General features: G+C 62.9%; 21 protein-coding genes. 15 read left to right on the forward strand and 6 right to left on the reverse strand.

Annotated elements, in window-relative coordinates:
- Positions 1-107 precede the first annotated feature (107 nt).
- The 9 genes from Q390_RS0102420 (at position 108) to urtE (ending at position 10,004) form a co-directional block, all read left to right on the forward strand.
- Positions 108-1,493 (forward strand): circularly permuted type 2 ATP-grasp protein, encoded by a 1,386-nt coding sequence (locus Q390_RS0102420; RefSeq protein ID WP_211250410.1) that lies wholly within the window; start codon positions 108-110, stop codon positions 1,491-1,493.
- Position 1,494: 1 nt separating this feature from the next.
- Positions 1,495-2,463 (forward strand): alpha-E domain-containing protein, encoded by a 969-nt coding sequence (locus tag Q390_RS0102425; protein ID WP_027994649.1) that lies wholly within the window; start codon positions 1,495-1,497, stop codon positions 2,461-2,463.
- Between the two features lie 30 nt (positions 2,464-2,493).
- On the forward strand, positions 2,494-3,300 hold the full coding sequence (locus Q390_RS0102430; protein WP_027994650.1) for a transglutaminase family protein: 807 nt from the start codon (positions 2,494-2,496) through the stop codon (positions 3,298-3,300).
- 58 nt (positions 3,301-3,358) lie between these two features.
- Positions 3,359-4,102, forward strand: coding sequence for a proteasome-type protease (locus tag Q390_RS0102435; RefSeq protein WP_027994651.1), 744 nt, complete (start codon positions 3,359-3,361; stop codon positions 4,100-4,102).
- Positions 4,103-4,260: 158 nt separating this feature from the next.
- Positions 4,261-5,532: an urea ABC transporter substrate-binding protein gene (urtA, locus tag Q390_RS0102440; protein WP_027994652.1), complete on the forward strand. Its 1,272-nt coding sequence runs from the start codon at positions 4,261-4,263 to the stop codon at positions 5,530-5,532.
- A gap of 79 nt (positions 5,533-5,611) precedes the next feature.
- A complete protein-coding gene (gene urtB, locus Q390_RS0102445) occupies positions 5,612-7,198 on the forward strand; it encodes an urea ABC transporter permease subunit UrtB (RefSeq protein ID WP_027994653.1) in 1,587 nt (528 codons plus the stop codon).
- A gap of 2 nt (positions 7,199-7,200) precedes the next feature.
- On the forward strand, positions 7,201-8,355 hold the full coding sequence (gene urtC / locus Q390_RS17280; RefSeq protein WP_051602995.1) for an urea ABC transporter permease subunit UrtC: 1,155 nt from the start codon (positions 7,201-7,203) through the stop codon (positions 8,353-8,355).
- Entirely contained in the window at positions 8,352-9,227 is an 876-nt protein-coding gene (urtD, locus tag Q390_RS0102455; protein WP_027994654.1) for an urea ABC transporter ATP-binding protein UrtD, read from the forward strand. Before urtC ends, urtD begins: the two co-directional genes overlap by 4 nt.
- A gap of 72 nt (positions 9,228-9,299) precedes the next feature.
- Positions 9,300-10,004 carry an urea ABC transporter ATP-binding subunit UrtE gene (gene urtE, locus Q390_RS0102460; RefSeq protein ID WP_027994655.1) on the forward strand — a complete coding sequence of 235 codons (705 nt, stop codon included), beginning with the start codon at positions 9,300-9,302 and terminating at the stop codon, positions 10,002-10,004.
- Positions 10,005-10,031: 27 nt separating this feature from the next.
- On the opposite strand, the gene Q390_RS0102465 is transcribed toward urtE, so the two are convergent.
- Entirely contained in the window at positions 10,032-10,904 is an 873-nt protein-coding gene (locus Q390_RS0102465) for a hypothetical protein (protein WP_027994656.1), read from the reverse strand.
- Positions 10,905-11,569: 665 nt separating this feature from the next.
- Positions 11,570-12,469 (reverse strand): LysR family transcriptional regulator, encoded by a 900-nt coding sequence (locus Q390_RS17285; RefSeq protein WP_037472013.1) that lies wholly within the window; start codon positions 12,467-12,469, stop codon positions 11,570-11,572.
- Positions 12,470-12,564: 95 nt separating this feature from the next.
- On the opposite strand from Q390_RS17285, the gene Q390_RS0102475 reads away from it, so the two are divergent.
- The gene (locus Q390_RS0102475; protein WP_211250404.1) at positions 12,565-13,095 is read left to right on the forward strand and encodes a lactoylglutathione lyase family protein; all 531 of its coding nucleotides are present in this window, start codon (positions 12,565-12,567) and stop codon (positions 13,093-13,095) included.
- 412 nt (positions 13,096-13,507) lie between these two features.
- Here Q390_RS0102475 and Q390_RS0102480 read toward each other — a convergent pair whose 3' ends face one another.
- Complete coding sequence (locus Q390_RS0102480; RefSeq protein ID WP_027994658.1) at positions 13,508-14,338, reverse strand: urease accessory protein UreD; 831 nt, start codon at positions 14,336-14,338, stop codon at positions 13,508-13,510.
- 93 nt (positions 14,339-14,431) lie between these two features.
- Between Q390_RS0102480 and Q390_RS0102485 the strand changes: the two genes are divergently transcribed.
- The 5 genes from Q390_RS0102485 (at position 14,432) to Q390_RS0102505 (ending at position 21,871) form a co-directional block, all read left to right on the forward strand.
- Positions 14,432-15,124 carry a DsbA family oxidoreductase gene (locus tag Q390_RS0102485; RefSeq protein WP_027994659.1) on the forward strand — a complete coding sequence of 231 codons (693 nt, stop codon included), beginning with the start codon at positions 14,432-14,434 and terminating at the stop codon, positions 15,122-15,124.
- The gene (locus Q390_RS0102490) at positions 15,121-15,516 is read left to right on the forward strand and encodes a lysozyme inhibitor LprI family protein (RefSeq protein WP_027994660.1); all 396 of its coding nucleotides are present in this window, start codon (positions 15,121-15,123) and stop codon (positions 15,514-15,516) included. The genes Q390_RS0102485 and Q390_RS0102490 overlap by 4 nt, the downstream gene beginning before the upstream one ends.
- A gap of 110 nt (positions 15,517-15,626) precedes the next feature.
- On the forward strand, positions 15,627-17,306 hold the full coding sequence (locus Q390_RS0102495; RefSeq protein WP_027994661.1) for a site-specific DNA-methyltransferase: 1,680 nt from the start codon (positions 15,627-15,629) through the stop codon (positions 17,304-17,306).
- Between the two features lie 42 nt (positions 17,307-17,348).
- On the forward strand, positions 17,349-18,989 hold the full coding sequence (locus Q390_RS17290) for an RNA-binding domain-containing protein (protein ID WP_281174768.1): 1,641 nt from the start codon (positions 17,349-17,351) through the stop codon (positions 18,987-18,989).
- Positions 18,990-19,144: 155 nt separating this feature from the next.
- Positions 19,145-21,871, forward strand: coding sequence for a DEAD/DEAH box helicase (locus Q390_RS0102505; protein WP_027994662.1), 2,727 nt, complete (start codon positions 19,145-19,147; stop codon positions 21,869-21,871).
- A 202-nt stretch (positions 21,872-22,073) separates the two neighbouring features.
- Here Q390_RS0102505 and Q390_RS0102510 read toward each other — a convergent pair whose 3' ends face one another.
- From Q390_RS0102510 to pyrE, 3 genes are all read right to left on the reverse strand, one after another.
- A complete protein-coding gene (locus tag Q390_RS0102510; protein ID WP_027994663.1) occupies positions 22,074-22,325 on the reverse strand; it encodes a hypothetical protein in 252 nt (83 codons plus the stop codon).
- Positions 22,326-22,427: 102 nt separating this feature from the next.
- A complete protein-coding gene (locus tag Q390_RS0102515) occupies positions 22,428-23,114 on the reverse strand; it encodes a hypothetical protein (RefSeq protein WP_037472014.1) in 687 nt (228 codons plus the stop codon).
- 29 nt (positions 23,115-23,143) lie between these two features.
- Positions 23,144-23,842, reverse strand: a complete 699-nt coding sequence (gene pyrE, locus Q390_RS0102520) for an orotate phosphoribosyltransferase (protein WP_027994665.1) — start codon at positions 23,840-23,842, stop codon at positions 23,144-23,146.
- Positions 23,843-23,847: the final 5 nt, after the last annotated feature.

Raw genomic sequence — 23,847 nt, forward strand, 5'->3', positions numbered from 1 at the left:
AAGGCCAAGACCGGCAACGTGGCACAGTTTTTGCTTAACACAAAACTCTAGCCCACGGAGTTTCCATGCACGCATTGACCTTACCCGCTGCGGATCATTACGACGAGATGTTGCTGCCCAGTGGCGCCATCCGGCCGCATTACCAATCCTTTGCCAACTGGCTGCAGGCGCAAACGCCCCAAGCGCTGGCCAAAAAGCGCACCGAAGCCAATTTGTTGTTTCACCGGGTCGGCATCACCTTTGCCGTGCATGGCGACGAGGCCGGTGCCGAGCGGCTGATTCCGTTTGACACGGTGCCGCGCATCGTGTCCTCGAATGAGTGGAAGATGCTGGAGGCGGGCCTGCGCCAGCGGGTAACGGCGCTCAACCGTTTCTTGTGGGACATCTACCACGACCACCACATTATCAAAGCTGGGCTGATCCCCGCCGAACAGGTGTTCGCCAACGCCCAATACCAGCCGGCCATGCAGGGCCTGGACTTGCCGCACGGCATTTACGCCCATATCACCGGGGTCGATCTGATTCGCCATTCGGATGGCGGCTACTACGTGCTGGAAGACAACCTGCGCGTGCCCTCGGGCGTGAGCTACATGCTGGAAAACCGCAAGATGATGATGCGGCTGTTTCCCGAGTTGTTTGCCCACTACCCCATTGCGCCGGTGGCGCATTACCCGACCTTGCTGCTGGAGACCCTGCGCCACTCCAGCGAAGCGCAAAACCCCACCGTGGTGGTGCTGACACCGGGGCCGTGCAATTCGGCCTATTTTGAGCACGCTTTTCTGGCCCAGCAAATGGGCGTCGAACTGGTCGAAGGACAAGACCTGTTTGTCAAAGACGACTACCTGTATATGCGCACCACCGTCGGTGCCCAACGGGTCGATGTGATCTACCGGCGCATTGAGGACGCCTTTCTTGACCCGCTGGCCTTCAACGCCGACTCCATGCTGGGGGTGCCCGGTCTGCTGTCGGTCTACAAACAGGGCCACCTGATTTTGGCCAACGCCATTGGCACCGGCGTGGCCGACGACAAGTCGATTTACCCCTACGTGCCCGACATGATCCGCTTCTACCTGGGCGAGGAGCCGATCCTGCACAACGTACCGACTTGGCAGTGCCGCAAGCCGGGCGACCTGGCCCATGTGCTGGAACACATGGCCGAGCTGGTGGTCAAGGAAGTACATGGGGCCGGCGGCTACGGCATGTTGGTCGGGCCGGCCTCCACGGCGGCAGAAGTGGCCGACTTCAAAGAGCGGGTGCGCGACAACCCCAGCAACTACATCGCCCAGCCCACGCTGTGCCTGTCGAGCTGCCCGACGTTTGTCGAGAGCGGCATTGCGCCGCGCCACATCGACCTGCGCCCGTTTGTGCTCAGTGGCCGCGAGGTCTCGATGGTCGCGGGCGGCCTGACGCGCGTGGCCTTGAAACAAAACTCGCTGGTGGTGAACTCGTCCCAAGGTGGTGGCACCAAGGACACCTGGATTCTGGAGGCCTGAGATGCTGTCACGTACCGCTGCCCAACTTTTTTGGATGAGCCGCTACCTTGAGCGTGCGGAAAACCTGGTGCGTATGCTGGATGTGACGCACTCGCTGTCGTTGCTGCCGCAATCGCGCGGCGCCATGACCGAGTTTGCCGCACCGCTGGCCGTCACCGGCACGCTGGATCCGTACATGGCGCAAAACCGCAAGCTCGAAGGCGACGCGCTGTTTCACTACATGGCGCTGGATTTGGAAAATCCGGCCTCGGTGCTGTCCTGCCTGAAGTTGGCACGCGAAAACGCCCACGCCGTGCGCGGCAAAATCACCACCGAAATGTGGGAAGCGATCAACGCCAGTTGGCTCGAAGCGCGCGAGATGCCCAAGCTCGGCATCACCGATGTGTCGGGATTTTTTGACTGGATCAAAGAGCGCTCCCACCTGTTTCGCGGCGCCACCTTCGGCACCTTGCAACGCAACGATGCCTACTGCTTTATCCGTTTAGGCACTTTCATCGAACGCGCGGACAACACGGCCCGCTTGCTGGATGTCAAGTCCCAACTGATCGAGCCGGCCGTCGCTGGTTTGGCCCCGGTGAATCTGCCGCAAGAAAGTGCCTCCGAGTTCTATGCCTGGAGCGCCCTGCTGCGCTCGCTGTCGGCCTTTGAGGCCTACCACGAGGTGTACCGCGATGCGCTGGATGGTCGCCGGGTCACAGAACTACTGGTCTTGCGCCCTGACGTGCCGCGCAGCCTGCGCGCTTGCTGCGACGAAATACGCGCCATCCTGCCGGAAATCCAGGCCCTGCCAGGCTCTCTGGACGCGGGCCGCGAGGTCAAGATGCTGGCGGGAAAGCTGGCGCTGAAGCTGGAATATGGCGTGGTCGATGACATCCTGGACGCCGGCGTGCACCGCTGGTTGACCGAGTTTCTGGCCCAGTCGGCCCATTTGGGCGAAGCCATTGGCAAGGCCTACCTCGAAGCCAACTGAGTCTGTTTTAGTTACCCACAAGGAAACGATATGCACCTGCTCATCGCCCACGAAACCGTTTACCGCTACGACCGACTGCTCCAGCGCAGCACGCAGTACCTGCGCCTCACACCGCGCCCCGGCCACGGCTTGAAGGTGCTGTCCTGGCAGCTCACCCTGCCGGCACCAGCATCGCGCTGCCTCGACGCCTACGGCAACATCATGCATGTGCTGACGCTGGACCAGCCCACCAGTGAAATCCACCTGATGGCCCGGGGCGAGGTCGAGACCGACGACAGCCGGCCCACGCCCGACCCCGAAGACGCATTGCCCGCACAGCTGTTCCTGCGCGATTCCCCGCTGACGCGCGCCGACGCTGCGCTGCGCCAGTTTGCCCACGGGCACGCGGCGCAGGTGGCCTCCGACCCGCTGGCGGGGTTGTTGCAAATGATGCAGGCGCTGGTGGTGGTCATGCCCTACACGCCCGGCACCACCGACGCGGCCACCCCGGCGGCCGAAGCCTTTGCCAACAGAAACGGCGTTTGCCAGGACCACGCACAGGTTTTTGCCACCTGTGCGCGGCTGCTGCGCCTGCCCGCGCGTTACGTCAGCGGCTATCTGGCAGCCGATACCGAGCATGTGGCCAGCCACGCCTGGGCCGAAGTGCGCCTGCCCCAAGGCTGGCTGGGCTTTGACGTGTCCAACCAATGTCTGGCCGACGGACGCTACGTGCGCTTGGCTATCGGCGCCGACTATGCCGACGCCTGTCCGGTACGCGGTATGCGTCTGGGCGGGGGGGTAGAGCACCTGCAAACGGCCGTGCAGGTCAGCCACGGCGCCAAAGAGTCTGAACAGTGAGCCGGGCAAGGGATAATCCCGCCGATTCAACGCGCCCGCTCCTTTTTTCTCTCACACCATGACCTACTGTGTTGCCATGCGGCTGGATGCCGGCTTGCTGTTTGCCTCGGACTCGCGCACCAATGCCGGGGTCGATCACATCGCCACCTTCCGCAAGATGAGTGTGTTTGAAGTGCCCGGTGAACGCCTGATTACGCTGCTGAGCGCCGGTAATCTGGCGACCACCCAAAGCGTGGTCAGTTTGCTGCGCCAGCGGCTGGCACACCCTGGGGGGACTGAAAGGGAGCACTTGCTCAATCGCCCTTCCATGTACGACGTGGCCGAGCTGGTAGGGCGCACCATCAAGGAAACGGTGGCCCGCGATGCCAATGCCCAAAGCCTGGGGCAAGGGGTGGATTTTGGCGGCAATTTTCTGGTGGGCGGGCAGATTCGCGGCGAAGAACCCCGGCTGTTTCACGTCTATGCCCAGGGCAATTTCATTGAAGCCGGGCAAGACACGCCGTATTTCCAGATTGGTGAGTCCAAATACGGCAAGCCCATCATCGACCGCGTGGTGCGCTACCAGACCTCGCTGAAAGAAGCCGCCAAGTGCACGCTGATTTCGTTTGACTCGACGATTCGCAGCAACCTGTCGGTGGGTTTGCCGATCGACATGCTGCTCTACCGCACCGACTCCTTTGCCAAGGTCGAGCCCCACCGCATTGGCGCCGATGACCCTTATTTCAACAAGCTCAGTCGGGGATGGGGCGATGGGCTGCGGCGCGCCTTTGCCAAGCTGCCCGACGAAGACTGGTTTCGCTAACCGACGTGGTGCCGGGCCGCGCCAGCGCGGTGTACGCCACCTAGCGTATTGGCCGGACACCAGGGTGTCTCCAGAATCGGTGCATCGCTGATAAGACTGCCGCCAGCACAGCGCGGCAGACACAGCGACCCCTACCCTTTCACTTCCTGGAGCCGCTCATGCACCGTCGATCCACCCTCAAGGCACTGACTGCCGCCCTGGCCCTGGCGGGCCTGGCCTCCTTCTCCGCCCACGCCGCCGACACCATCAAGGTGGGCGTGCTGCACAGCCTGTCGGGCACCATGGCCATTTCGGAAACCGTGCTCAAAGACACGGTGCTGATGGCGATTGACGAAATCAATGCCAAGGGCGGTGTGCTCGGCAAAAAGCTCGAACCCGTGGTGGTAGACCCCGCCTCCAACTGGCCGCTGTTCGCTGAAAAAACCAAGCAACTGCTGGGACAGGACAAGGTCGCGGTGATCTTTGGCTGCTGGACGTCGGTCAGCCGCAAATCCGTGCTGCCGGTGGTGGAAGAAATGAACGGCCTGCTGTTCTACCCGGTGCAATACGAAGGCGAAGAGCTGTCGAAAAACGTCTTCTACACCGGCGCCGCGCCCAACCAGCAAGCCATCCCGGCGGTGGATTACCTGATGGGCAAGGACGGCGGCGGTGCCAAGCGCTGGGTGCTGCTGGGCACCGACTACGTCTACCCGCGCACCACCAACAAAATCCTGCGCGCCTACCTGAAAAACAAAGGCGTGAAGGACAGCGACATCGACGAGAAGTACACGCCGTTTGGCCACTCGGACTACCAGACCATCGTCGCTGACATCAAGAAGTTCAGCCAGGGCGGCAAGACAGCGGTGGTGTCCACTATCAACGGCGACTCCAATGTGCCGTTCTACAAAGAGCTGGGCAATGCCGGCCTGAAGGCCAAAGACGTGCCGGTGGTGGCCTTCAGCGTGGGCGAAGAAGAGCTGCGCGGTGTGGACACCAAGCCGCTGGTCGGCCACCTGGCGGCATGGAACTACTTCATGTCGATCAAGAACCCGACCAACACCGCCTTCATCCAGCAGTGGAGCGATTACGCCAAGGCCAAGAACCTTGCCGGCCACAAGGACAAGCCGCTCACCAACGACCCGATGGAAGCCACCTACATCGGCATCCACATGTGGAAGCAGGCAGTAGAAAAAGCCCAGAGCACCGACGTGGACAAAGTGATTGCCGCCATGGCCGGCCAGACCTTCACCGCGCCCAGCGGCATCGTCAGCAAGATGGACGAGAAGAACCACCATCTACACAAGAGCGTGTTCATTGGCGAGATCAAGGCCGACGGCCAGTTCAATGTGGTCTGGAAGACGCCCGGCCCGGTCAAGGCCAAGCCTTGGAGCCCGTACATCCAGGGCAACGACAAGAAGAAGGACGAGCCGCAAGGCAAATCCGCGCTGTGATAGCCCCGGCCCCGGTGCCCCGCGTTGCAGCGGGGGCCGGGGCCCGCATGACACCTACCGCGCACTGCGCCCCCGCCCCATGCCTTCCACCCTTCTTTATCGCTGGCTCGTCTGCCTGCTGCTCTGGTGCGCAGCCGTGCCGGCACAGGCCCTCACGCCCGAGGCGGCGCACGCCATGGCCACAGGCGATACCGACGCGCGCATCGCCGCGCTGCAACAAGCCACGGCCACGCCCGACGAGGCCACGCTGGCCTTCATCCGCGCCATGGCCGACGACGCCGTCAAGGTGGTGGGCGCGCGCGCCATCGTGATGCAGGATGGCAAAGGCCGCGACCCGGTGACCGGCGCCGAAGTGCCCGTGCCCGACGATGCAGCAGACATCGTCAACAACAACCGGATGCGCGGCGAGTTTGATGCCGCGCTGGCCGCGTTGCAATTGCGCTCGCCCGACACGGCCCAGCGCCGCGCCGCCATCGAGGCGCTGAAAGAAGACACCGACGAGGCGCGTTTGCCGCTGGTCGAAAAGGCATTGGCCCAAGAAAAAGACGCCGGCCTGCAAGGCCAGCTCCAAGCCATTCGCGCCCGCATCCTGCTGGCCAGCAGCGACGCCAGCCGCCGCCTGGAAGCCGCGCAGTATTTGGCCCACAGCGGCAACCCGGCCACGCGCACCGTGCTGCTGGAGCAACTGCGCCATGAGCCAGACCCGCAGGTCAAGGCCGCCATCCAGTCGGCCTTGCGCGCGGTGGAAGAACGACTGCAGTGGGGCGAAAAACTAGCCGCGCTGTTCTCGGGCCTCAGCCTAGGCAGCATCTTGCTGCTGGTGGCGCTGGGCCTGGCCATTACCTACGGGCTGATGGGCGTCATCAACATGGCGCACGGCGAGCTGATGATGATTGGTGCCTACGCCACCTACGTGGTGCAGGGCCTGTTCCAGCAATACCTGCCCGGCGCCTTTGACTGGTACTTGGTGGCGGCCCTGCCGGTAGCGTTTGGCGCATCCGCGCTGATGGGCGCGGTGCTGGAGCGCAGCGTGATCCGCTTCCTGTATGGCCGACCGCTGGAAACGCTGCTGGCCACCTGGGGCATCAGCCTGGTGCTGCAACAACTGGTGCGCAGCGTGTTCGGCGCGCAGAACGTCGGCGTAGAAAACCCCGCCTGGATGAGCGGCGGTGTGCAGCTCATGGACAACCTGCAACTGCCCTGGAACCGCGTGCTCATCGTCGCCTTCGCCTTCGCCGTGCTGGCGGGCGTGGCCTTTCTCATCGGCCAGACGCGGCTGGGCCTGTTTGTACGCGGCGTGACGCAAAACCGGCCGATGGCCGCGTGCATGGGCGTCAACACCGCGCGCATCGACACCTACGCCTTCGCGCTGGGCTCGGGCATTGCTGGTCTGGCCGGTTGCGCCTTGAGCCAGGTCGGCAACGTGGGCCCCGATTTGGGCCAAAGCTACATCGTCGATGCGTTCATGGTGGTGGTGCTGGGCGGTGTCGGCCAGTTGGCGGGCACGGTGTACGCAGCGCTGGGACTGGGCGTGCTGAACAAATTTCTTGAAGGCTGGACGGGCGCCGTGCTGGCCAAGATCGCCGTGCTGGTCTTCATCATCATCTTCATCCAAAAGCGCCCCCAAGGCATCTTTGCCATGAAAGGCCGCAGCGCGGAAGCCTGAGCATGACCCCCTCCTCCTCTCCCTCTCTTGCCGCTGGCGCACCGGCATTGCAGCTCCCCACCCCGGCGCCGCTGCTGACGCGCGCCGGCTGGTCGGCTTTTATCCTGGCGCTGGTGGTGGTGTGCGCAGTGGCGCCGCTGCTCAATCTGTGGGTGCCCGCAGGCAGCCCGCTGCACCTGAGCGACTACGCCGTGGCGCTGCTGGGCAAAATCATGTGCTACGCCATCTGCGCGCTGGCTATGGATTTGATCTGGGGCTACACCGGCATCCTCAGCCTGGGCCACGGCCTGTTCTTTGCCCTGGGCGGCTACGTGATGGGCATGTACCTGATGCGCCAGATTGGCCGCGACGGCAACTACCACAGCGACCTGCCCGACTTCATGGTGTTCCTGGACTGGAAGGAGCTGCCCTGGCACTGGGCGCTGTCCGACAGCTTCGTTGCCACGCTGATTCTGGTGCTGGCCGTGCCGGGCGTGATCGCCTTTGTGTTTGGCTACTTTGCCTTTCGCTCGCGCATCAAGGGCGTGTACTTTTCCATCATCACGCAGGCGCTGACGTATGCCGCCATGCTGCTGTTTTTTCGCAACGAGACCGGCTTTGGCGGCAACAACGGCTTTACCGATTTCAAGCGCATCCTGGGACTGCCGCTGGCCACGCAAAACATGCGCATGACGCTGTTTGTGCTGACCGGGCTGGCGCTGCTGGGCTTCTTTTTGCTGGCGCGCTGGCTAGTGCGCAGCAAGTTTGGCCGCGTACTGCAGGCGGTGCGCGACGCTGAAACACGGGTGATGTTCTCGGGCTATGCGCCGCTGCCCTACAAGCTGACCATCTGGACCATCAGCGCCATGATGTGCGGCGTGGCCGGAGCGCTGTATGTGCCCCAGGTCGGCATCATCAACCCCGGCGAGATGAGCGCCGCCAACTCCATCGAAATCGCCGTCTGGGCGGCCGTGGGCGGGCGCGCCACGCTGATCGGGCCCATCGTCGGCGCCTTCATCGTCAACGGTGCCAAAAGCTGGCTCACCGTCACGGCGCCCGAGTTCTGGCTGTACTTTCTGGGCGCGCTGTTCATCGCCGTGACGCTGTTTTTGCCCCACGGCGTGGTCGGCCTAGTGAAAAAACTCCAGAACAAAACCAGCCAAGGAGACGCGCAATGACCCCCGATCTGATGGAGGAAGGCGCCCGGCGATGGCAGAAGACGCGGGCAGCCGTGGCCACCGGCCAGACCGCATCCGGCGGCCGCACCGCAGGCTTTTCGCGCATCGCCACACCCGGCGAAGTGGACGTGACCCACGGCCGCATCCTGTACCTGGAAGACGTGCACGTCAGCTTTGACGGCTTCAAGGCCATCAACGGCCTGCACCTGGACATTGCACCCGGCGAGCTGCGCTGCATCATCGGCCCCAACGGCGCCGGCAAGACCACCCTGATGGACATCATCACCGGCAAGACCCGGCCTGACAGCGGCAGCGTGTTCTTTGGCAGCACCATCGACCTGCTGCGCCACAACGAGCCCGAGATTGCCAGTCTCGGCATTGGCCGCAAGTTCCAGAAACCCACCGTGTTCGAGCAGCTCACGGTGTTTGAAAACCTGGAGCTGGCGCTCAAAACCCACAAGGGCGTGGCGTCCAGCATGTTTTTCCAGCTCGACTCAGCGCAGTCCGACCGGCTGGCCGACATCCTGCACACCATCCACCTGGCGGGCAGCGTGGCGCGCATGGCGGGCAACCTGAGCCACGGGCAAAAGCAGTGGCTGGAGATTGGCATGTTGCTGATGCAAGAGCCCCAGTTGCTGCTGCTGGACGAGCCCGTGGCCGGCATGACCGACGACGAAACCGCGCGCACCGCCGAGCTGTTTTTGACCCTGAAGGGCCAGCACTCGCTGATGGTGGTGGAGCACGACATGTCGTTCATCCGCACCATCAGCGAGAAAGTCACCGTGCTGTGCGATGGCGCGGTGCTGGCCGAGGGCACGCTGGATCAGGTGCAGGCCGACGAGCGGGTGATCGAAGTCTACCTGGGGCGCTGAATTTTGCTATTAACCCAATAGCTGCTAGCGCTTACAGATAAAGGGCTAGAGGCCAAAAACACTTAAAACTCCATGCTCACCGTTCAGAACCTCCACCAGTACTACGGCGGCTCCCACATCCTGCGCAACGTGGGCCTGAGCGCCACCCCCGGCAAAGTCACCGTGCTGCTGGGTCGCAACGGCGTGGGCAAGACCACACTGCTCAAAAGCCTGATGGGTTTGGTGCCCATCCGCAGCGGCAGCATCACCTGGAATGGCCAGCCCATACAGCACCAAACGCCCTACGAGCGCGCCCGCAGCGGCATCGGCTTTGTGCCCCAAGGCCGCGAAATCTTTGGCCGCCTCACCGTCGAAGACAACCTGCGCATGGGCCTGGCCTACAAAAGCGGCTCCACCCCCATCCCCGAGCACCTGTACACGCTGTTCCCGGTGCTCAAGCAGATGCTGAAACGGCGCGGCGGCGACCTCTCGGGCGGGCAGCAGCAGCAGCTGGCGATTGCCCGCGCGCTGGCGCCCAGCCCCCGCCTGCTGATCCTGGACGAGCCCACCGAGGGCATCCAGCCCAGCATCATCAAAGACATTGGCCGCGTCATCCGCCAGCTGGCCGACCACGGCCTGGACGGCCACCCGGTGGCGGTGCTGCTGTGCGAGCAGTACTACGACTTTGCCGAAGAGCTGGCCGACGAGTACCTGGTGATGGAGCGCGGCGAAGTCATCGCCCACGGGCCGGGCAACGAGATGCAGGAGAAAGGGATTCAGCGGCTGGTGGCGATTTGAGGCAGCGCGCAGCCCGCCTTACACGCCTTACACCACGCACGGCCCCAGCCACACGCCGCTGCGCAGGCGCTCGGGCGCTTGCTGCGCCCACACCTGGGCGCTGGCGTCCCAGGTGTCCACCTGCACATGCAGCCCGGCAAACACGCCGTAGCCCGCGCCGGCGCAAATATCCTCGCCAGCAGACAGGCTCTCGCCGGCCTTGATCGAGCCGTTGACATGGATGCGCTCACCCGCCTTGATGCCCCAACCCGCTTCCAGGTGCTGCACGCCGGTGATGGCGCCGCCGACCCAAATGCCCTGCCCGACGCGCAGGCTCTCGGCACCCGTCAGGTGCCCGCCGACGCGCACGCCCTTGTCGCACGCCACGCTGGCGTGGGCGATCAGGTCTTGCCCGACAAACGCGCCGCCCTTCAGCGCCAGCTTGCCGTGGCACACCACATCCCAGCCGGCGCGCAGATCGCCACCGCAGCGGATATCGCCCTGGGCCTCCACGCCCCAGTCGGCGCGCACATCACCGCCCACTTGCAACAAACCCCGGCTGACGACGGCACCCGCGACACGCAGGTCCTCGCCCACCACGATCGACTCTCCGGCCCGCAAACCACCACCCGCCCGGATGGAGCGGCCCGTCTGCAACACGCCCGACACCTCGACATTGCCGCGCACCACCAGCGTGCCGGCAAAGACGATGGCATCGGCCTCCAGCTGGTCTAGCGTCAGCACCTCATTGGTCGGGCCAAACTGCGACAGCAACCAGCACGCATCGCCCACGCGCCCGGCGTTGACCAGGGTGTCCAGCGCCTCTTGGTAGCCGCTGCCGTCCTCGACATGGCGGCTGAACCAACGAAAACCGTCCGCGCAGGGGTTCTTGGCGCGCAAGAATTTTTTGGTGAATTCCATGGCCATCACCCCTGGCATGGCCGCGCTAATGCGGGCGGTGGATGGACAGGGTACGAACAGATGGGCGTAGGCCCACCAACAAAATCTGGGTGCATGGGACATCTCCGAAGGGAGCGGCCCAGGCTGGTGCATGGAAGAGCACATCAGCCGGCCGCCATCGCGCTGGGCGGGTGCCCGGCGATGGATGTTCTGCGCAGAGGGGGGAGGAAGGGTTATCGCCGGGCGGAGGAATGTGCGACCGGCTTGTAGGGCCAGATCTCACGCGCCACCCCGCCCCAGCCCACGATCAGGCCGCCGCGCAAGGGGCTTGGCTGGAAGTGCATGGAGGGCTGGGAAGGCATAGGGGCGCGATCGTAGCAGCGAGGGGGTATCGCACTGGGGTGGGTGGGTTTTGGCGGGGCGGGGGAGTGCCGTCGGGGGTATGCGATGTTGGAGCGTTACGGAATGGCTGGATTCGGCCAGGAGCAGTGATCAGCCAACGACTGCTGCTGAAGGGCTTCACGCTCGATTTTTGTCGGATTTATTTCTGACATTTTTTGACTTTGAGCTGATGCGTCTACCTAGATTAGAGGCAGTATTCGCGACCGTTGGCAAACGTATTACCTGCAGAAACTGCTGCAGGGAGCGCGATTGCTATCCAATTTGCGCGACCGTTTCGGGGACGGTCATCGAGGTCCCTTTTTTGGATGCTCTGCCAGCGAGTAGCGCAGCCGCAGCCTCTCCAGAACCAGCTGGGCTCGGGCCGATAGCGGCCACTCCGCACGGTGCAGCAGCCACAACGTATCGACGACCTGCGGGGCCCCGTCTACGACCTGGATATCTTCGGGTCGTGAGAAGCCTAGTCGGGCAAACTGTGGCAACACACTGAAGCCCAAACCGCGGGCAACCGGCTCGAGGATCAGACTGATCTGGTTGATGAACCCGTGGCACGGCAGGCTTCGCACGCTGGGCTTGCCGGGGAATCGGCGGCTTAGCAGGCGCCCAGCCATGGCCAGACCGTCAGGGTGGTCAATGAATCCGAGGCGCTCAAGGTCGATCCATCCTTTGACGGACTCGCCGGCCGGCGCCACCAGCTCCAGGGGTTCTTCGGCGAATCGGCTGACTTGCAAGCGTGGGTCCTCCGGCCGGAGGGTCACCAGGCCCAGCTCGAACTGGTTCTCCAGCACGGCCGCCAGTACCTCGCTGTCGGGGGCGAAGCGGTGGCGGATGCTCAGGCCAGGGTGTGCATGCTGAAGGTCTAGCAGATCCGGGTAGAGCGCCAGGCCGATGCTGCCGGGCGTGATCAGGCTGACTTCACCTTGCTCTGCTTCGCCTGCGGTCAGTTGCTGTTGCAAGCGATGGTCGGCTGCCGCGACTTCGGCGCAATAAGCGAGCAGTGCATGGCCCGCCGGGGTCAGCTCGAGCTGGCGCGGACGCCGGATCAGCAGGGACCCCAAGCGTTCTTCGAGGCGCTGCACATGTTGGCTGACAGCGGCCTGCGTGATATCCAGGCGCTCGGCGCAGCGGGTGAAGCTGCCGAGCTCGGCTAGATTGGCAAAGCTTCGCAGCCATTGGGGATTCAACATCACGATATCTTATCGATACGATCACTCAGACGTCATTGTGTTTATGGATGAGCATTCTTAGACTCGGTCTCATCCACCCACACAAGGAATTTCAATTGATACCTAACGTCTACCCCCGCAGCTTTTCTCACATCGGCCTGTCGGTCACTGATCTCGACGCCGCCGTGAAGTTTTACACCGACGTCATGGGCTGGTACCTGATCATGCCGCCGACCACCATCAGCGAAGACGACTCGGCCATCGGTGTGATGTGCACCGACGTGTTCGGGGCGGGCTGGGGCTCTTTCCGCATCGCCCATCTCTCCACCGGTGACCGTATCGGCGTAGAAATTTTCCAGTTTCGCAACGCCGAAAAACCGCAGAACAACTTCGAATACTGGAAGACAGGGATCTTCCATTTCTGTGTGCAGGACCCCGATGTCGAAGGATTGGCGGCGAAGATCGTGGCGGCCGGCGGCAAGCAACGCATGCCAGTGCGCGAATACTTCCCCGGCGAGAAGCCCTACCGCATGGTCTACATGGAAGACCCGTTCGGCAACATCCTGGAGATTTACAGCCACAGCTATGAGCTGACCTACGCCGCGGGCGCGTACGAGAAGGCGCCATTGGCTACGCACGTTGGCTGAGCTTTCGACAGATCGGTATCGGTTTGCACCGCTTGCGGGACGAGGTCTTCACTGGACCGCGCAAAGCACTTGGGACTGGCCTGCGCAGATGGCGAGCTCGACCCTGAGGGGCCCAGCGACGGCTTTCAGGCATCCACGCCGAGAGCCTGTGTGGCTGCAATGGGTAGATACCGCTAGTCCAGGTGCCGGCGAAGCGGTCATTGGCGCGGAGCTAGTCGGGCCGCAGAAGCCCGAAGACCGCTGTACCTCGTACAGGCGCCATACAGACCCGCGCCGGCCACCTTGCCCAACGGCCGCTTCAAGGTAGTCAGCGAGAGCATGCCTGGCAGCACCCACCGGCGGCTGTCGCTGCATAGCAGTCATTGATTTGCGCGATGCGACTGACTGCAACGGGTCGAAACCAGCCCACCAATCACATCGCCCAAATCCGCAACCTCTGCGCTTCCAACTGCCAGAAATGCGCCCGCCACGCGGCCCAGACCTGTTGCAGCAGGGCCATAGCGGGCTCCACCATCGGGGCCAGGGCGCGCACCACCACCACTTGCGGGTTCGGGCTGGTGGCGCCTGCGGTGGCTGCCAGCGGGTGGGCGTCGATCACGGCGCGGGCCAAGTCCAGGGCGGTGTCGCGCCGGGTGCGCTCCAGCGTCGATCCGGTGATGAAAAAGATCGACGCCATGCAGCGCTGCCCGGCCAGTCCCAGCGGGCTGTTCAGCAGCAGGTGGTCGGCGGCGTCGATGCTGCCGCGCTCTAGCCACACGCCAGGCACTTCGATGTGCTGCACAAAGCGGCCCGCCGCAAAGGGCTGGTCGGCGTGCGGCAGGCCCAGGGCGGTGGCGTCCCAGCCCAGGAATTCGGCGCCCGGCGCCAGCTCCAGCGTCAGGCGGTTTTCGGCCTCGCAGTCGCTGTAGGCAATCGCTTCCAGCGGCAGCCATTCCAGCCGGGCGCCTGCGTCCAGCACGGCGTGGGTGCGTTGCAGCGCCAGTTCGCCCGTGGAGCGGTAAAAGCGCGTGGCCCCCGGCGTGGTGACCAGGGCGTGCGCGCCGCTGGCCACCTGGGCGTGGATGTCCAGCGTGTCGCCGCCGACCAAGCCGCTGGGCGGGTGCACCAGCACGTTGTGACAGACCGCGTCGCCTTCGGGGTACAGGCTTTTCAGGACGCGCAACGGGCCGTTGTGCTGGTGGCGCACCACGGTGCGGGCGCTTTCCAGGCGGTAATCAAGTTGGAGGTGGGCGTGCCAAGACATGGGCAGCAAGTGTAGGGGCGCCCGCTGGCCCTGGGCATCAGCAGCTATTCACGGTGGTAGGTAAGGAGTGGCTGAACGGTGAACAATGGCGCCATGACTACACCCCACATTCCTCCCACCCTGCGCGTCGACTTCGTCTCCGACGTCTCCTGCCCGTGGTGCGCCGTCGGCCTGGGCGCATTGCAGGCGGCGCTGGCTAACGTAGCGCCAGGCATCACTGCCGAACTGCACTTTCAGCCGTTCGAGCTGAACCCCCACATGAGCGCCGAAGGTCAGGACACCATCGAGCACCTGACGCAAAAATATGGCATCTCCGCCGAGCAAGCCCGCGCCAACGGCGAAACCATTCGCCAACGCGGCGCCGCCGTCGGCTTCACCTACGATCCCGAACGCCGCAGCCGTGTCTGGAACACCTTTGACGCCCACCGCCTGCTGCACTGGGCCGAACTGGAAGGGCCAGCGCAGCAACTGGCTTTGAAGCAGGCGCTGCTCAAAGCGTACCTGACCGATGGCAAAAACCCGTCCGACCCTGTGCTGCTGGTGCAGCTGGCCGGCGCGGCGGGCCTGAGCACCGACCGGGCCCGCGAGATTCTGGCCAGCGACACCTATGCCGACGCCACGCACGCGCGCGAGCAGGAATTTCTGGACGCCGGTATCCATTCGGTGCCCGCCATCATCCTCAACCGCCAGCATCTGATTTCTGGCGGCCAGCCAGTGCAAGTGTTCGAGCGCGCGCTGCGGCAGGTGGCCGGGGAAGTCCCACCCGCTCAGGAAACAACCGCATGAATGCCATTACCACCTATTGCACTGCCGTGGTACTCGCCTGCGCCTCGTTGACCGCCAGCGCACAGGACGCCGCGCTCAGCCCGCAGTACGCGACGTGCATGGACCAATCCGGCGGCGTCACCGTGGGCATGATCGACTGCACCACTGCTGAAACCAGCCGCCAGGACGCACGCCTGAACCGGGCCTACAAGACGGCCATGGCGGCGCAGTCGCCCGAGCGCAGAAAACAGCTGCAAACCGCCCAGCGCGCCTGGATCAAATTTCGCGATGCCAACTGCGATTTTTACAACGACCCCGACGGCGGCAGCATGGCCCGGGTCAGCGCCAATCAGTGCATGCTGACCAGCACGGCCAATCGCGCCCAAGAGATAGAAAAATTCAGCCTGGAGTGACGGGCTGGCTGGCGCAACACCACCCACAGCCGCAGCCCTCAGGACGCAGGCGAGACAATACGCCGGCCTGCCTGCGCCACCGCGCTGGCCACACCTGCTTTTTTCTATCCATGCCCACTCTCGACTGGCTTAACCGCGCCCCATCTTTCACCACCGCCGCGCAGGTACCGTACCGCTTGTTGGACAACGTTTCCACCCACGGCGATCTGCAATCGGCCGCTGGCAATCTGCTGATCCAAGGCGATAACTTGGAAGCGCTCAAGGCGCTGCTGCCGTTTTATCGGGGACAGGTGAAGTGCATTTTTATTGACCCGCCCTACAACACCAAAAGCGCGTTCGAGCATTACGACGACAACTTGGAGCACTCGCAGTGGCTGTCGATGATGCTGCCGCGCCTGCAATTGCTGCGCGACCTACTCAGTGAGGACGGCTCCATCTGGGTGACGATTGACGACAACGAGGGGCATTACCTCAAGGTGTTGATGGACGAGGTGTTTGGGCGGCGGAATTTTGTAGCGACTTTTGTTTGGCAAAAGGTTGATAGCCCAAATGACAATAAACCTGCTATCGCTCCAGATCACGAATTTCTACTGAGCTACGCACGTAATTCAGCCGCAGCCAAATTTCATAAAAAAAGGGCTGAGTCGCTTTTAGATGCCTATGGAATGGTTGATGAGAGTGGCCGGCGCTGTAGAGACCGGCTTCTCAAAAAAAATGGCAAGAATAGTCTGCGCGTTGATCGCCCTTCCATGTTCTTTAAGCTTGATGCACCAGACAACACGCCCGTTTGGCCTATCCATGACGATGGCCGAGAAGCGCGCTGGTCTCACAGCCAACTAGGCATCGACGCGGCACAAGCAGAAGGCCGCTTGATCTGGAAGCAGCGAGAAAAAGCTGGAAAGGTAATTTGGATTCCATACATGCGTGAGTTCGCACCAGATATCCCGATTCGACCGCACCCAACGATTCTTCTTGATGTCAAAACTAGCAGACAGGCAAAGGCGCATCAAAAAGAGTTGTTACCCGATGCAGAACAGTTCGACACCGTCAAACCAGAACAATTGTTAGAGCGTGTTTTCGATATCGCCACCAATCCCGGCGACCTCGTTTTGGACAGCTTCCTCGGATCGGGCACCACCGCCGCCGTGGCCCACAAGATGGGCCGGCGCTGGATTGGCATCGAAATGGGCGAGCACGCCACCACCCACTGCTTGCCACGCCTGCAAAAAGTGATGGACGGCGAACAAGGCGGCATCAGCGCGGCCGTCGGCTGGCAGGGCGGCGGCGGCTTTCGCTACTGCACGCTGGGCGCGCCGATTTTTGATGCCGACGGCTGCATCCACCCCGACGTGCGCTTTGCCACGCTGGCCGCCTTCATCTGGCAGCAAGAAACCCACACCGCCTTCGACCCGGCGCACGCCACGCCCAACACGCCGCACTTGGGAACACACTCTGTTTTTGATAGCTGCTACCGCACGCCCCATAAGGACTTGGAGCCTATTTCACCTGAAATTGACACCGCAGAGCCTGCGCCCGTGCTGGAACCCATCCTGCGCAGCCGCACCGCTTATTACTTGCTGTTCAACGGCATCTTGGGCGACAAGCGCCCGGCCAGCGGCAATGTGCTGACCTCCGCCGTACTCGATGCACTGCTGGCGCTGCACGCCACCACGCCCCACCCCGACGCGCCGCTGGTGGTCTACGGCGAAGCCAACCGCTTGGGCGACGCGCGCTTGGCACTGGCGCGGGTGACGTTCAAACACATCCCGTATGACGTGAAGGCGCGCTAAAGCATGAATACATTCGCTACTGCCAAAGAACTGCAAGTTTAGCTGCGCACGCAATTTCCCAAAGAAGATGAGCGCGTTGAGTGGAAGGGATGGCGCAGCCTGAAGCACCACATCAATGGCCGGGTAGGAGAAGACGTTATCTCCTACGTCTCAGCATTAGCCAACATGGAGGGCGGCACGCTGGTTCTCGGGGTTGCCGATGGGTCTTTACAACTGGTGGACATGGATGTTCATGACCTGACAGCGGACAAATTGAAGTTCCGCTTGACGCAGCATTGCGTCAATCTACAGGCAGAAAAACTAGAGATAGAGGAGTGCATAGCATCCGATACCCATGCGCGCGTGTGGCTCATACGCATTCCCAAACATGCACTGCGCCAGCCGGTGCTGGCACATAGCAAGGCATGGCAGCGTGTGGGCGAAAGCCTGACGGAGCTGCGCGAAGACCGGCGACGCGCCATCCTGACCGAGTTAATTGCAGACCAAGACTGGAGTGCGCACATCGTGGCAGGAGCCACTTTGACCGATCTGGACGCGGCAGCCATTGCCAAGGGGCGCGCCAAATACACCGAGAAGCACCAGAACGAGCGCTGGGCCAGCGAGATAGCGGACTGGAGCGTGGAGCAGTTTTTGGCCAAGGCCAAGATGACAACGCATGGCCAGCTCAATCGCGCGGCCTTGTTACTGTTGGGCCGGGCTGAATGTGTTGATTGGCTGTCACCCCAGCCTGCAGAAATACTCTGGAAGGTGCCCGCAGATCGTATTGCGCTGCCTTTTGGCCCGCCATTCGTACTCACGACGACCGAAGTCGGCCAACGCATACGCAACCCCAACTTCAAGCTCTTTCCTGAAACAGAGTTGCTGGCGGTGGAGTTGCCACGCTACGACGCGCAGGTGATCTTGGAAGGGTTGCACAACTGCATTGCCCACCAGGACTACGAGCAGGCAGGCCGCGTGGTGGTAGAGGAGTGGCAGGGCTACTTGCGCCTGACCAATCCCGGCGGCTTTGTTGATGGGCGTCCTGAAGACTATTTTGATGGTCGACGCTCGCCGGAGAAATACCGCAATTACCGGCTGTTGGAAGCCATGCGCCTGATCGGGATGATCGATCGGGGAGGCTTTGGCATCCGTGACATGGTGGCCACCCAGCGCAAACGCTATCTGCCGCTGCCAGACTATGAAGGCAGCAGCGCCAATCAGACGGTGTTCAACATCTACGGCCAAACCATCGACAAAAACTACAGCCAATTGCTGATGGAGCGATCCGACCTGCCTTTGGAACAAGTCGTCTGGCTGGATCGGGTGCAGAAAAAACACCGCATTGCCGACGACCAAGCTGCCACGCTGCGCCGGGCCAAGCTGATCGAGGGGCGCAAACCCAACTTCTTTGTTTCTGCCCACGTGGCCGATGCCACCAACACCCGCACGCAATACACGCGCAACAAGGGACTGAGCGACCATTACTACAAGACGCTGATCTTGCAGCACATCCAGAAATTTCGGTCGGCCTCAGCGGCAGAGTTGCGCGCCCTGCTGCTCGACAAGCTGCCCGACTCACTGACACCGCAGCAAAAGCTGGTGAAGATCAAAAATCTGCTGGCAGCCCTGCGTTCAAACGGTTTAGAGGGCACCAAGATTGGCGTCACCAGCTCTGGGAAAAATGCACGCTGGGAGATTCGGTAGGGAGCGATAGTCCTTCGGATAGCAGGACGAAAATTCTTCGTATTTATCCGAACAACCAACCGAAAAATAAAAATAAAAACATACATATCAATAACTTACTTCAGATAAAAGCAAAAAAATTATCCGAAGCATCGCTCTTTTTATCCCTGATCCGCATGACCTCCCTCACCCTCAAGTCCTACCAACAAGCCGCCCTCGACACCCTGAGCGCCTTTGCCCGCACCGCGCAGACCCAAGGCCCGGCGCTGGCTTTTGGCGCGCTGGCGGGTCGCGCCTACAACGCCGATGCGTTTGGTGCGCAGGTGCCGTGCGTGTGCCTGCGCATTCCCACGGGCGGCGGCAAAACGGTGATGGCGGCGCACGCCGTACCCCTACTGGCGCGCGAGTGGTGCAGTGTGGATGCGCCGGTGGCGGTGTGGCTGGTGCCCAGCGACGCGATTCGCCAGCAAACGCTCAAGGCATTGCAAACACCCGGTCACCCCTACCGCACAGCGCTCACCGCCGCCTATGGCGAAACGCTGCAAGTGTGCGTACTGGACGACGTGGCGCAAATCGCCCCGCCCGACTGGGGCCGCAGCGCCATCGTGGTGGTGGCGACTATCCAGAGTTTTCGCATTGAGGACGCAAGCCAGCGCAATGTCTACAGCTTCTCCGAAAGCTTTGAGCCGCACTTCAAAGGCGCACAGGCGCAGGACGGCGGGCGCAGTCTGCAAAGGCTGCACGACTTGCACGGCCTGCCCGACGCGGTGGTGACAGCAGCAGACGCCGCCCGCGACAGCACCGGCGTGCTGCAAGGCTTTGTCGGCCAGCCGCGCTGGAGTTTGGCCAACTGGCTGGCGTTGCACCGGCCCATCGTCATCGTGGACGAGGCGCACAACACCAAGACCGACAAAAGCTTCACCGCCTTGCAACGGCTGAACCCAGCGTTCATCTTGGAGCTGACCGCCACGCCGATAGCGCACCAGACCAATGTGCTCTACCACGTCAGCGCGCAAGAGCTGGCCGCCGAGAACATGATCAAACTGCCCATCGTGCTGGCCGAGCACCCCGAGGGCTGGCCGCAAGCGGTGTTCGGCGCCGTTCAAACCCAGCGCCGGCTAGAGGCCGAAGCACTGAAAGACGAGGCCGAAGGCCACGGCTACGTGCGCCCCATCGTGCTGTTTCAGGCGCAGAACGTGGGCGACGAGATGCCGCCCGAAGCGCTGCGCGGCTACCTCATCGACGAACTCCAACTGCCTGAGAACCAAATCGCCGTGGCCACTGGCACCACGCGCGGCTTGGAAGACATCGACTTGGCAGCGCGCCACTGCCCGGTGCGTTATGTCATCACCGTGCAAGCGCTGCGCGAGGGCTGGGACTGCCCGTTTGCCTATGTGCTGTGCAGCCTGCAAAAGCTCACCAGCGCCACGGCGGTGGAGCAACTGCTGGGGCGCGTGCTGCGGATGCCCTACGCCAGCCGGCGCGGCCGCGAGGCACTGAACCGCGCTTATGCCCATGTGTGCGCGGCAGAATTTTCGAGCGCCGCCCATGCACTGGCCGACCGGCTGATAGGCCACATGGGGTTTGAGGCGCTGGATGTCGCCTCGATGATTACCGCGCCGGCGGCTTACCCGCTGTTTGGCGATGATTTTGAGTCAAATCAGCCTCTAGCCCTTATTCCACCAGCGGTAATAGCTACTAATTTTGAAGCAGTTACCGCCAGCCCGGCACTGCTGGCGCTGCCCGGCGTGCAGCTGCAAACCATTGCCGGCACTGAGCAAGTGGTGGTGACCGGGCACATCCCCTTCGCCACTGAAACGCAGCTGCTGACCCAAGTACGCGGTGCCAAAAAGCAGCAGCAGGTGCGCGAACAGGTGGCACAGCACAACGCCTTGGTGGCCGCGCAACAAGCACCCGCGTCGCGCGGCGTGCCGTTTGCGCCGCTGCCGACACTGGGCTACCGCACTGACGCACAAGCGCCGCTGTGGCCGCTGGAGCGCAGCGCGGTGCTAGAAGCCGTTGAACTCGACTTGCTCAGTCCGCACGCGGTGCAGCTGCCGGGTTTTCATGTGGCGCAAGAGTCAGACGTGTTTGAAATCGGCATGAAAGATGCCCGCGTGACACTGCGCCGCACCGGTGCCGAACAAATGCCGATGGAGTACGGCCACAGCAGCATCACCGCGCCAGACTTGGTGCGCTGGCTCGATCAGCTGCTGTTCAAACCGCTGCACTACCTGACGCAAAGCCAGCGCCGCGCCTATCTGGCCGCCGTGGTCAATCACCAACTGCACGCCTGCGGTGTGCCGCTGGTGGCGCTGGCGCAGGCGCGCTTTCAAATGGCGCGCAGCATCGAATCACACGTAGGCGCGTTGCGCGATGCCGCAGCGCAGCAGCAGTTTCGCCAGCGCGTGTTGCAACCGGGCGATGCTGGCGCTTGGCTGGTCGAGCCGGACTGGGCACGGCCCCATGTGTTTGAACTGAGCCGCTACCCAGCGCCTGTGGCCTCGCGCTACAGCGGGCGCTACCAGTTTCCCAAGCACTACTTTCCGGTGCTGGCCGACCTGAAAGAGAACGGGCAGGAGTTCCAGTGCGCGCAGCGCATCGACGCGCATCCCCAAGTGCGCCACTGGGTGCGCAACCTCGCCACTGCGCCCTGCGGCTTTGCGCTGCCCACCTCACGCGGTCGCTTTTTTGCTGACTTCGTCGCCGAACTGGTCGATGGCCGGGTAGCCGTGCTGGAATTCAAAGGCGCGCATTTGGTGAGCGACGCATATGAAATCGAAAAGAGCCAAGTTGGTGCACTGTGGGCACAGGCCAGCTCCGGCCGCGCCGTGTTTGGCTGGCTGACCATGGAGCAGAACGGCAAAGACGTAGCGCAGCAGTTGGATGCGGTGCTGGCATGAACCTCAGCACCCCGCCCAGCACGCCTCCCGCCCCGCCGCGCACTCCATCGACATTGCCCTGCTGGCCAGCGTCTTCGGTGTCGCGACTGTCACCCTGCGTTGAACGGCTGTTGCCGGCGCATTTCGGTGTGTGCTCTGCGCCCTGGGGCTGCTGGTGGGCAGCCGGATCGGTCGGGAGAGTGCGCTGGCACTACGCGAGCCATCACCCGCGCCGCAGATCCACCCACAGGCCCAGGCACAAGGCCGCGCCCACGGCGTACAGCAGGCCGGTGGACGAAAGGGCGTAGGGATAAAACATCAGCGCTACGCCCCACCAGCGCGTGCTGCGCTGGTGGGCCTTTTTGCCATGCCAATACGCGGCCATGCCAATAAGACCAAACACAATGGCGCCGACGATATAGGCCGGACTGGGCAGTTCCAGTCCGAGGGCTTGCAGGGCAGAAAGGGTATCCATGGTAGGAAAGGAGAGCGGTGGCTGCGCACTATCCCACACCGCAGCAGGGCAGGCGCTACGCCGACCGGGAGGCCACCAGCAAACGCTGCTTCACTTAATTTGTCAGCGCCCCGGCGCTACCACCACCGGCACGTCTGCAGGCGCGGGAGCGGGGGCAGTCTGCTGCGCTGCCCAGAGGCGCTGCAATTGCTCCAGTTCGGTATCAAAGCGCTGATGGATGCGGCGTTTTTCTTGCGCCTGACTGCCCAGAAAACGCTGCTGCTCCTGCACGCTTTCGTCGTTTTCTGCCAACTGGCGGCGCAGTGCCATCGGGGCTTTGCTGGGGTTCTTGCGATAGAACTCCATCTCCACTTCCAGCCCCTTGCGCTGCTCGCGCAGCAGCAAGATGTGCTTGGTGGCGGCATTGCTGACTTCATCGACCAGATCAATGGCAGCGGTGCGCTCGATGTCGTGGGTGGCTTTGTCAGGGTAACGCGTGGTCAACACCCGTTCGCGCCGGCGCTCTTCGACCTGGCGCAGACGCTCTTCCTGGTCTTTGCGCCGCCGCACCTCTTGCGCGATGCGTTCATCGTCGGTCAGGCTGGGACCCAGGATGCGGCGTACCGTGCCCGAAGGCCCCAGCTCGCGCTGCTCGCGGTCGATGCATTCGGCAATGGGGCGGTCAGAGGTGAGCTTGCGGCCCTGTTTGTCAACGCAGGTGTAAATGCTGTGGGTGCCGCCATTGGCATTGCTGGCACTCTGCGCGCAAGCGCCACTCCACAGCCCCGCTAGGAGCCCCCCCGCGACCATGGTCTGTACCAGCCTGTTGTTCAAGAGATTTACCTTTCTTCAACACCGTAGCGCTGGCCATAGGCCAGCACCCGCTCATGGTGGGCGACCATATCGGCGCCCGCCGTGTGCGAAAGATACCGCAACAAGTCGGCCAGGGTGGCAATGGCGCACACCTGCAAACCCAACTGGTGGCGCACATACTGCACCGCACTGTGCGCCACGTCGTGGCCGTTCTCGGTGGCCATTTCCTGGCGATCCAGCGCAATGGCGACGGCGTGCGGCGTGGCGCCTGCGGCCTGGATCAGTGCGATCGACTCGCGTGCAGCGGTGCCGGCGGACATTACGTCGTCAATGATCAGCACCCGGCCCTGCAGCGGTGCGCCGACCAGCGTGCCGCCCTCGCCGTGGTCCTTGGCTTCCTTGCGGTTGTAGGCAAACGGCACGTTGCGGCCGCGCCGCGCCAGCTCGACAGCCACGGTGGCGGCCAGCGGAATGCCCTTATAGGCGGGGCCGAACACCATGTCGAACTCGATGCCGCTGTCGATCAGGGCCTGTGCATAAAATTGCGCCAGCCGATCCATCTTCGCGCCGTCATCAAACAGCCCTGCATTGAAAAAATACGGGCTCAGGCGCCCCGCTTTGGTCTTGAATTCACCAAAGCGCAGCACCCCTGAAGCGACGGCAAAACCTACAAATTCTTCTGCCAGACCGCTGCTGTGCGGTGCTTGCGCGCTACCAACCACCATGGGAA

This window comes from Simplicispira psychrophila DSM 11588, assembly GCF_000688255.1.
GTDB lineage: Bacteria > Pseudomonadota > Gammaproteobacteria > Burkholderiales > Burkholderiaceae_C > Simplicispira > Simplicispira psychrophila.

Excerpts from the sequence above, each read along its gene's own strand:
- Q390_RS0102420 (WP_211250410.1), top strand. The coding sequence starts at position 108 with ATGTTGCTGCCCAGTGGCGCCATCCGGCCGCATTACCAATCCTTTGCC.
- Q390_RS0102425 (WP_027994649.1), top strand. The coding sequence starts at position 1,495 with ATGCTGTCACGTACCGCTGCCCAACTTTTTTGGATGAGCCGCTACCTT.
- Q390_RS0102430 (WP_027994650.1), top strand. The coding sequence starts at position 2,494 with ATGCACCTGCTCATCGCCCACGAAACCGTTTACCGCTACGACCGACTG.
- Q390_RS0102435 (WP_027994651.1), top strand. The coding sequence starts at position 3,359 with ATGACCTACTGTGTTGCCATGCGGCTGGATGCCGGCTTGCTGTTTGCC.
- urtA (WP_027994652.1), top strand. The coding sequence starts at position 4,261 with ATGCACCGTCGATCCACCCTCAAGGCACTGACTGCCGCCCTGGCCCTG.
- urtB (WP_027994653.1), top strand. The coding sequence starts at position 5,612 with ATGCCTTCCACCCTTCTTTATCGCTGGCTCGTCTGCCTGCTGCTCTGG.
- urtC (WP_051602995.1), top strand. The coding sequence starts at position 7,201 with ATGACCCCCTCCTCCTCTCCCTCTCTTGCCGCTGGCGCACCGGCATTG.
- urtD (WP_027994654.1), top strand. The coding sequence starts at position 8,352 with ATGACCCCCGATCTGATGGAGGAAGGCGCCCGGCGATGGCAGAAGACG.
- urtE (WP_027994655.1), top strand. The coding sequence starts at position 9,300 with ATGCTCACCGTTCAGAACCTCCACCAGTACTACGGCGGCTCCCACATC.
- Q390_RS0102465 (WP_027994656.1), bottom strand. The coding sequence starts at position 10,904 with ATGGAATTCACCAAAAAATTCTTGCGCGCCAAGAACCCCTGCGCGGAC.
- Q390_RS17285 (WP_037472013.1), bottom strand. The coding sequence starts at position 12,469 with ATGTTGAATCCCCAATGGCTGCGAAGCTTTGCCAATCTAGCCGAGCTC.
- Q390_RS0102480 (WP_027994658.1), bottom strand. The coding sequence starts at position 14,338 with ATGTCTTGGCACGCCCACCTCCAACTTGATTACCGCCTGGAAAGCGCC.
- Q390_RS0102485 (WP_027994659.1), top strand. The coding sequence starts at position 14,432 with ATGACTACACCCCACATTCCTCCCACCCTGCGCGTCGACTTCGTCTCC.
- Q390_RS0102490 (WP_027994660.1), top strand. The coding sequence starts at position 15,121 with ATGAATGCCATTACCACCTATTGCACTGCCGTGGTACTCGCCTGCGCC.
- Q390_RS0102495 (WP_027994661.1), top strand. The coding sequence starts at position 15,627 with ATGCCCACTCTCGACTGGCTTAACCGCGCCCCATCTTTCACCACCGCC.
- Q390_RS0102505 (WP_027994662.1), top strand. The coding sequence starts at position 19,145 with ATGACCTCCCTCACCCTCAAGTCCTACCAACAAGCCGCCCTCGACACC.
- Q390_RS0102510 (WP_027994663.1), bottom strand. The coding sequence starts at position 22,325 with ATGGATACCCTTTCTGCCCTGCAAGCCCTCGGACTGGAACTGCCCAGT.
- Q390_RS0102515 (WP_037472014.1), bottom strand. The coding sequence starts at position 23,114 with ATGGTCGCGGGGGGGCTCCTAGCGGGGCTGTGGAGTGGCGCTTGCGCG.
- pyrE (WP_027994665.1), bottom strand. The coding sequence starts at position 23,842 with ATGGTGGTTGGTAGCGCGCAAGCACCGCACAGCAGCGGTCTGGCAGAA.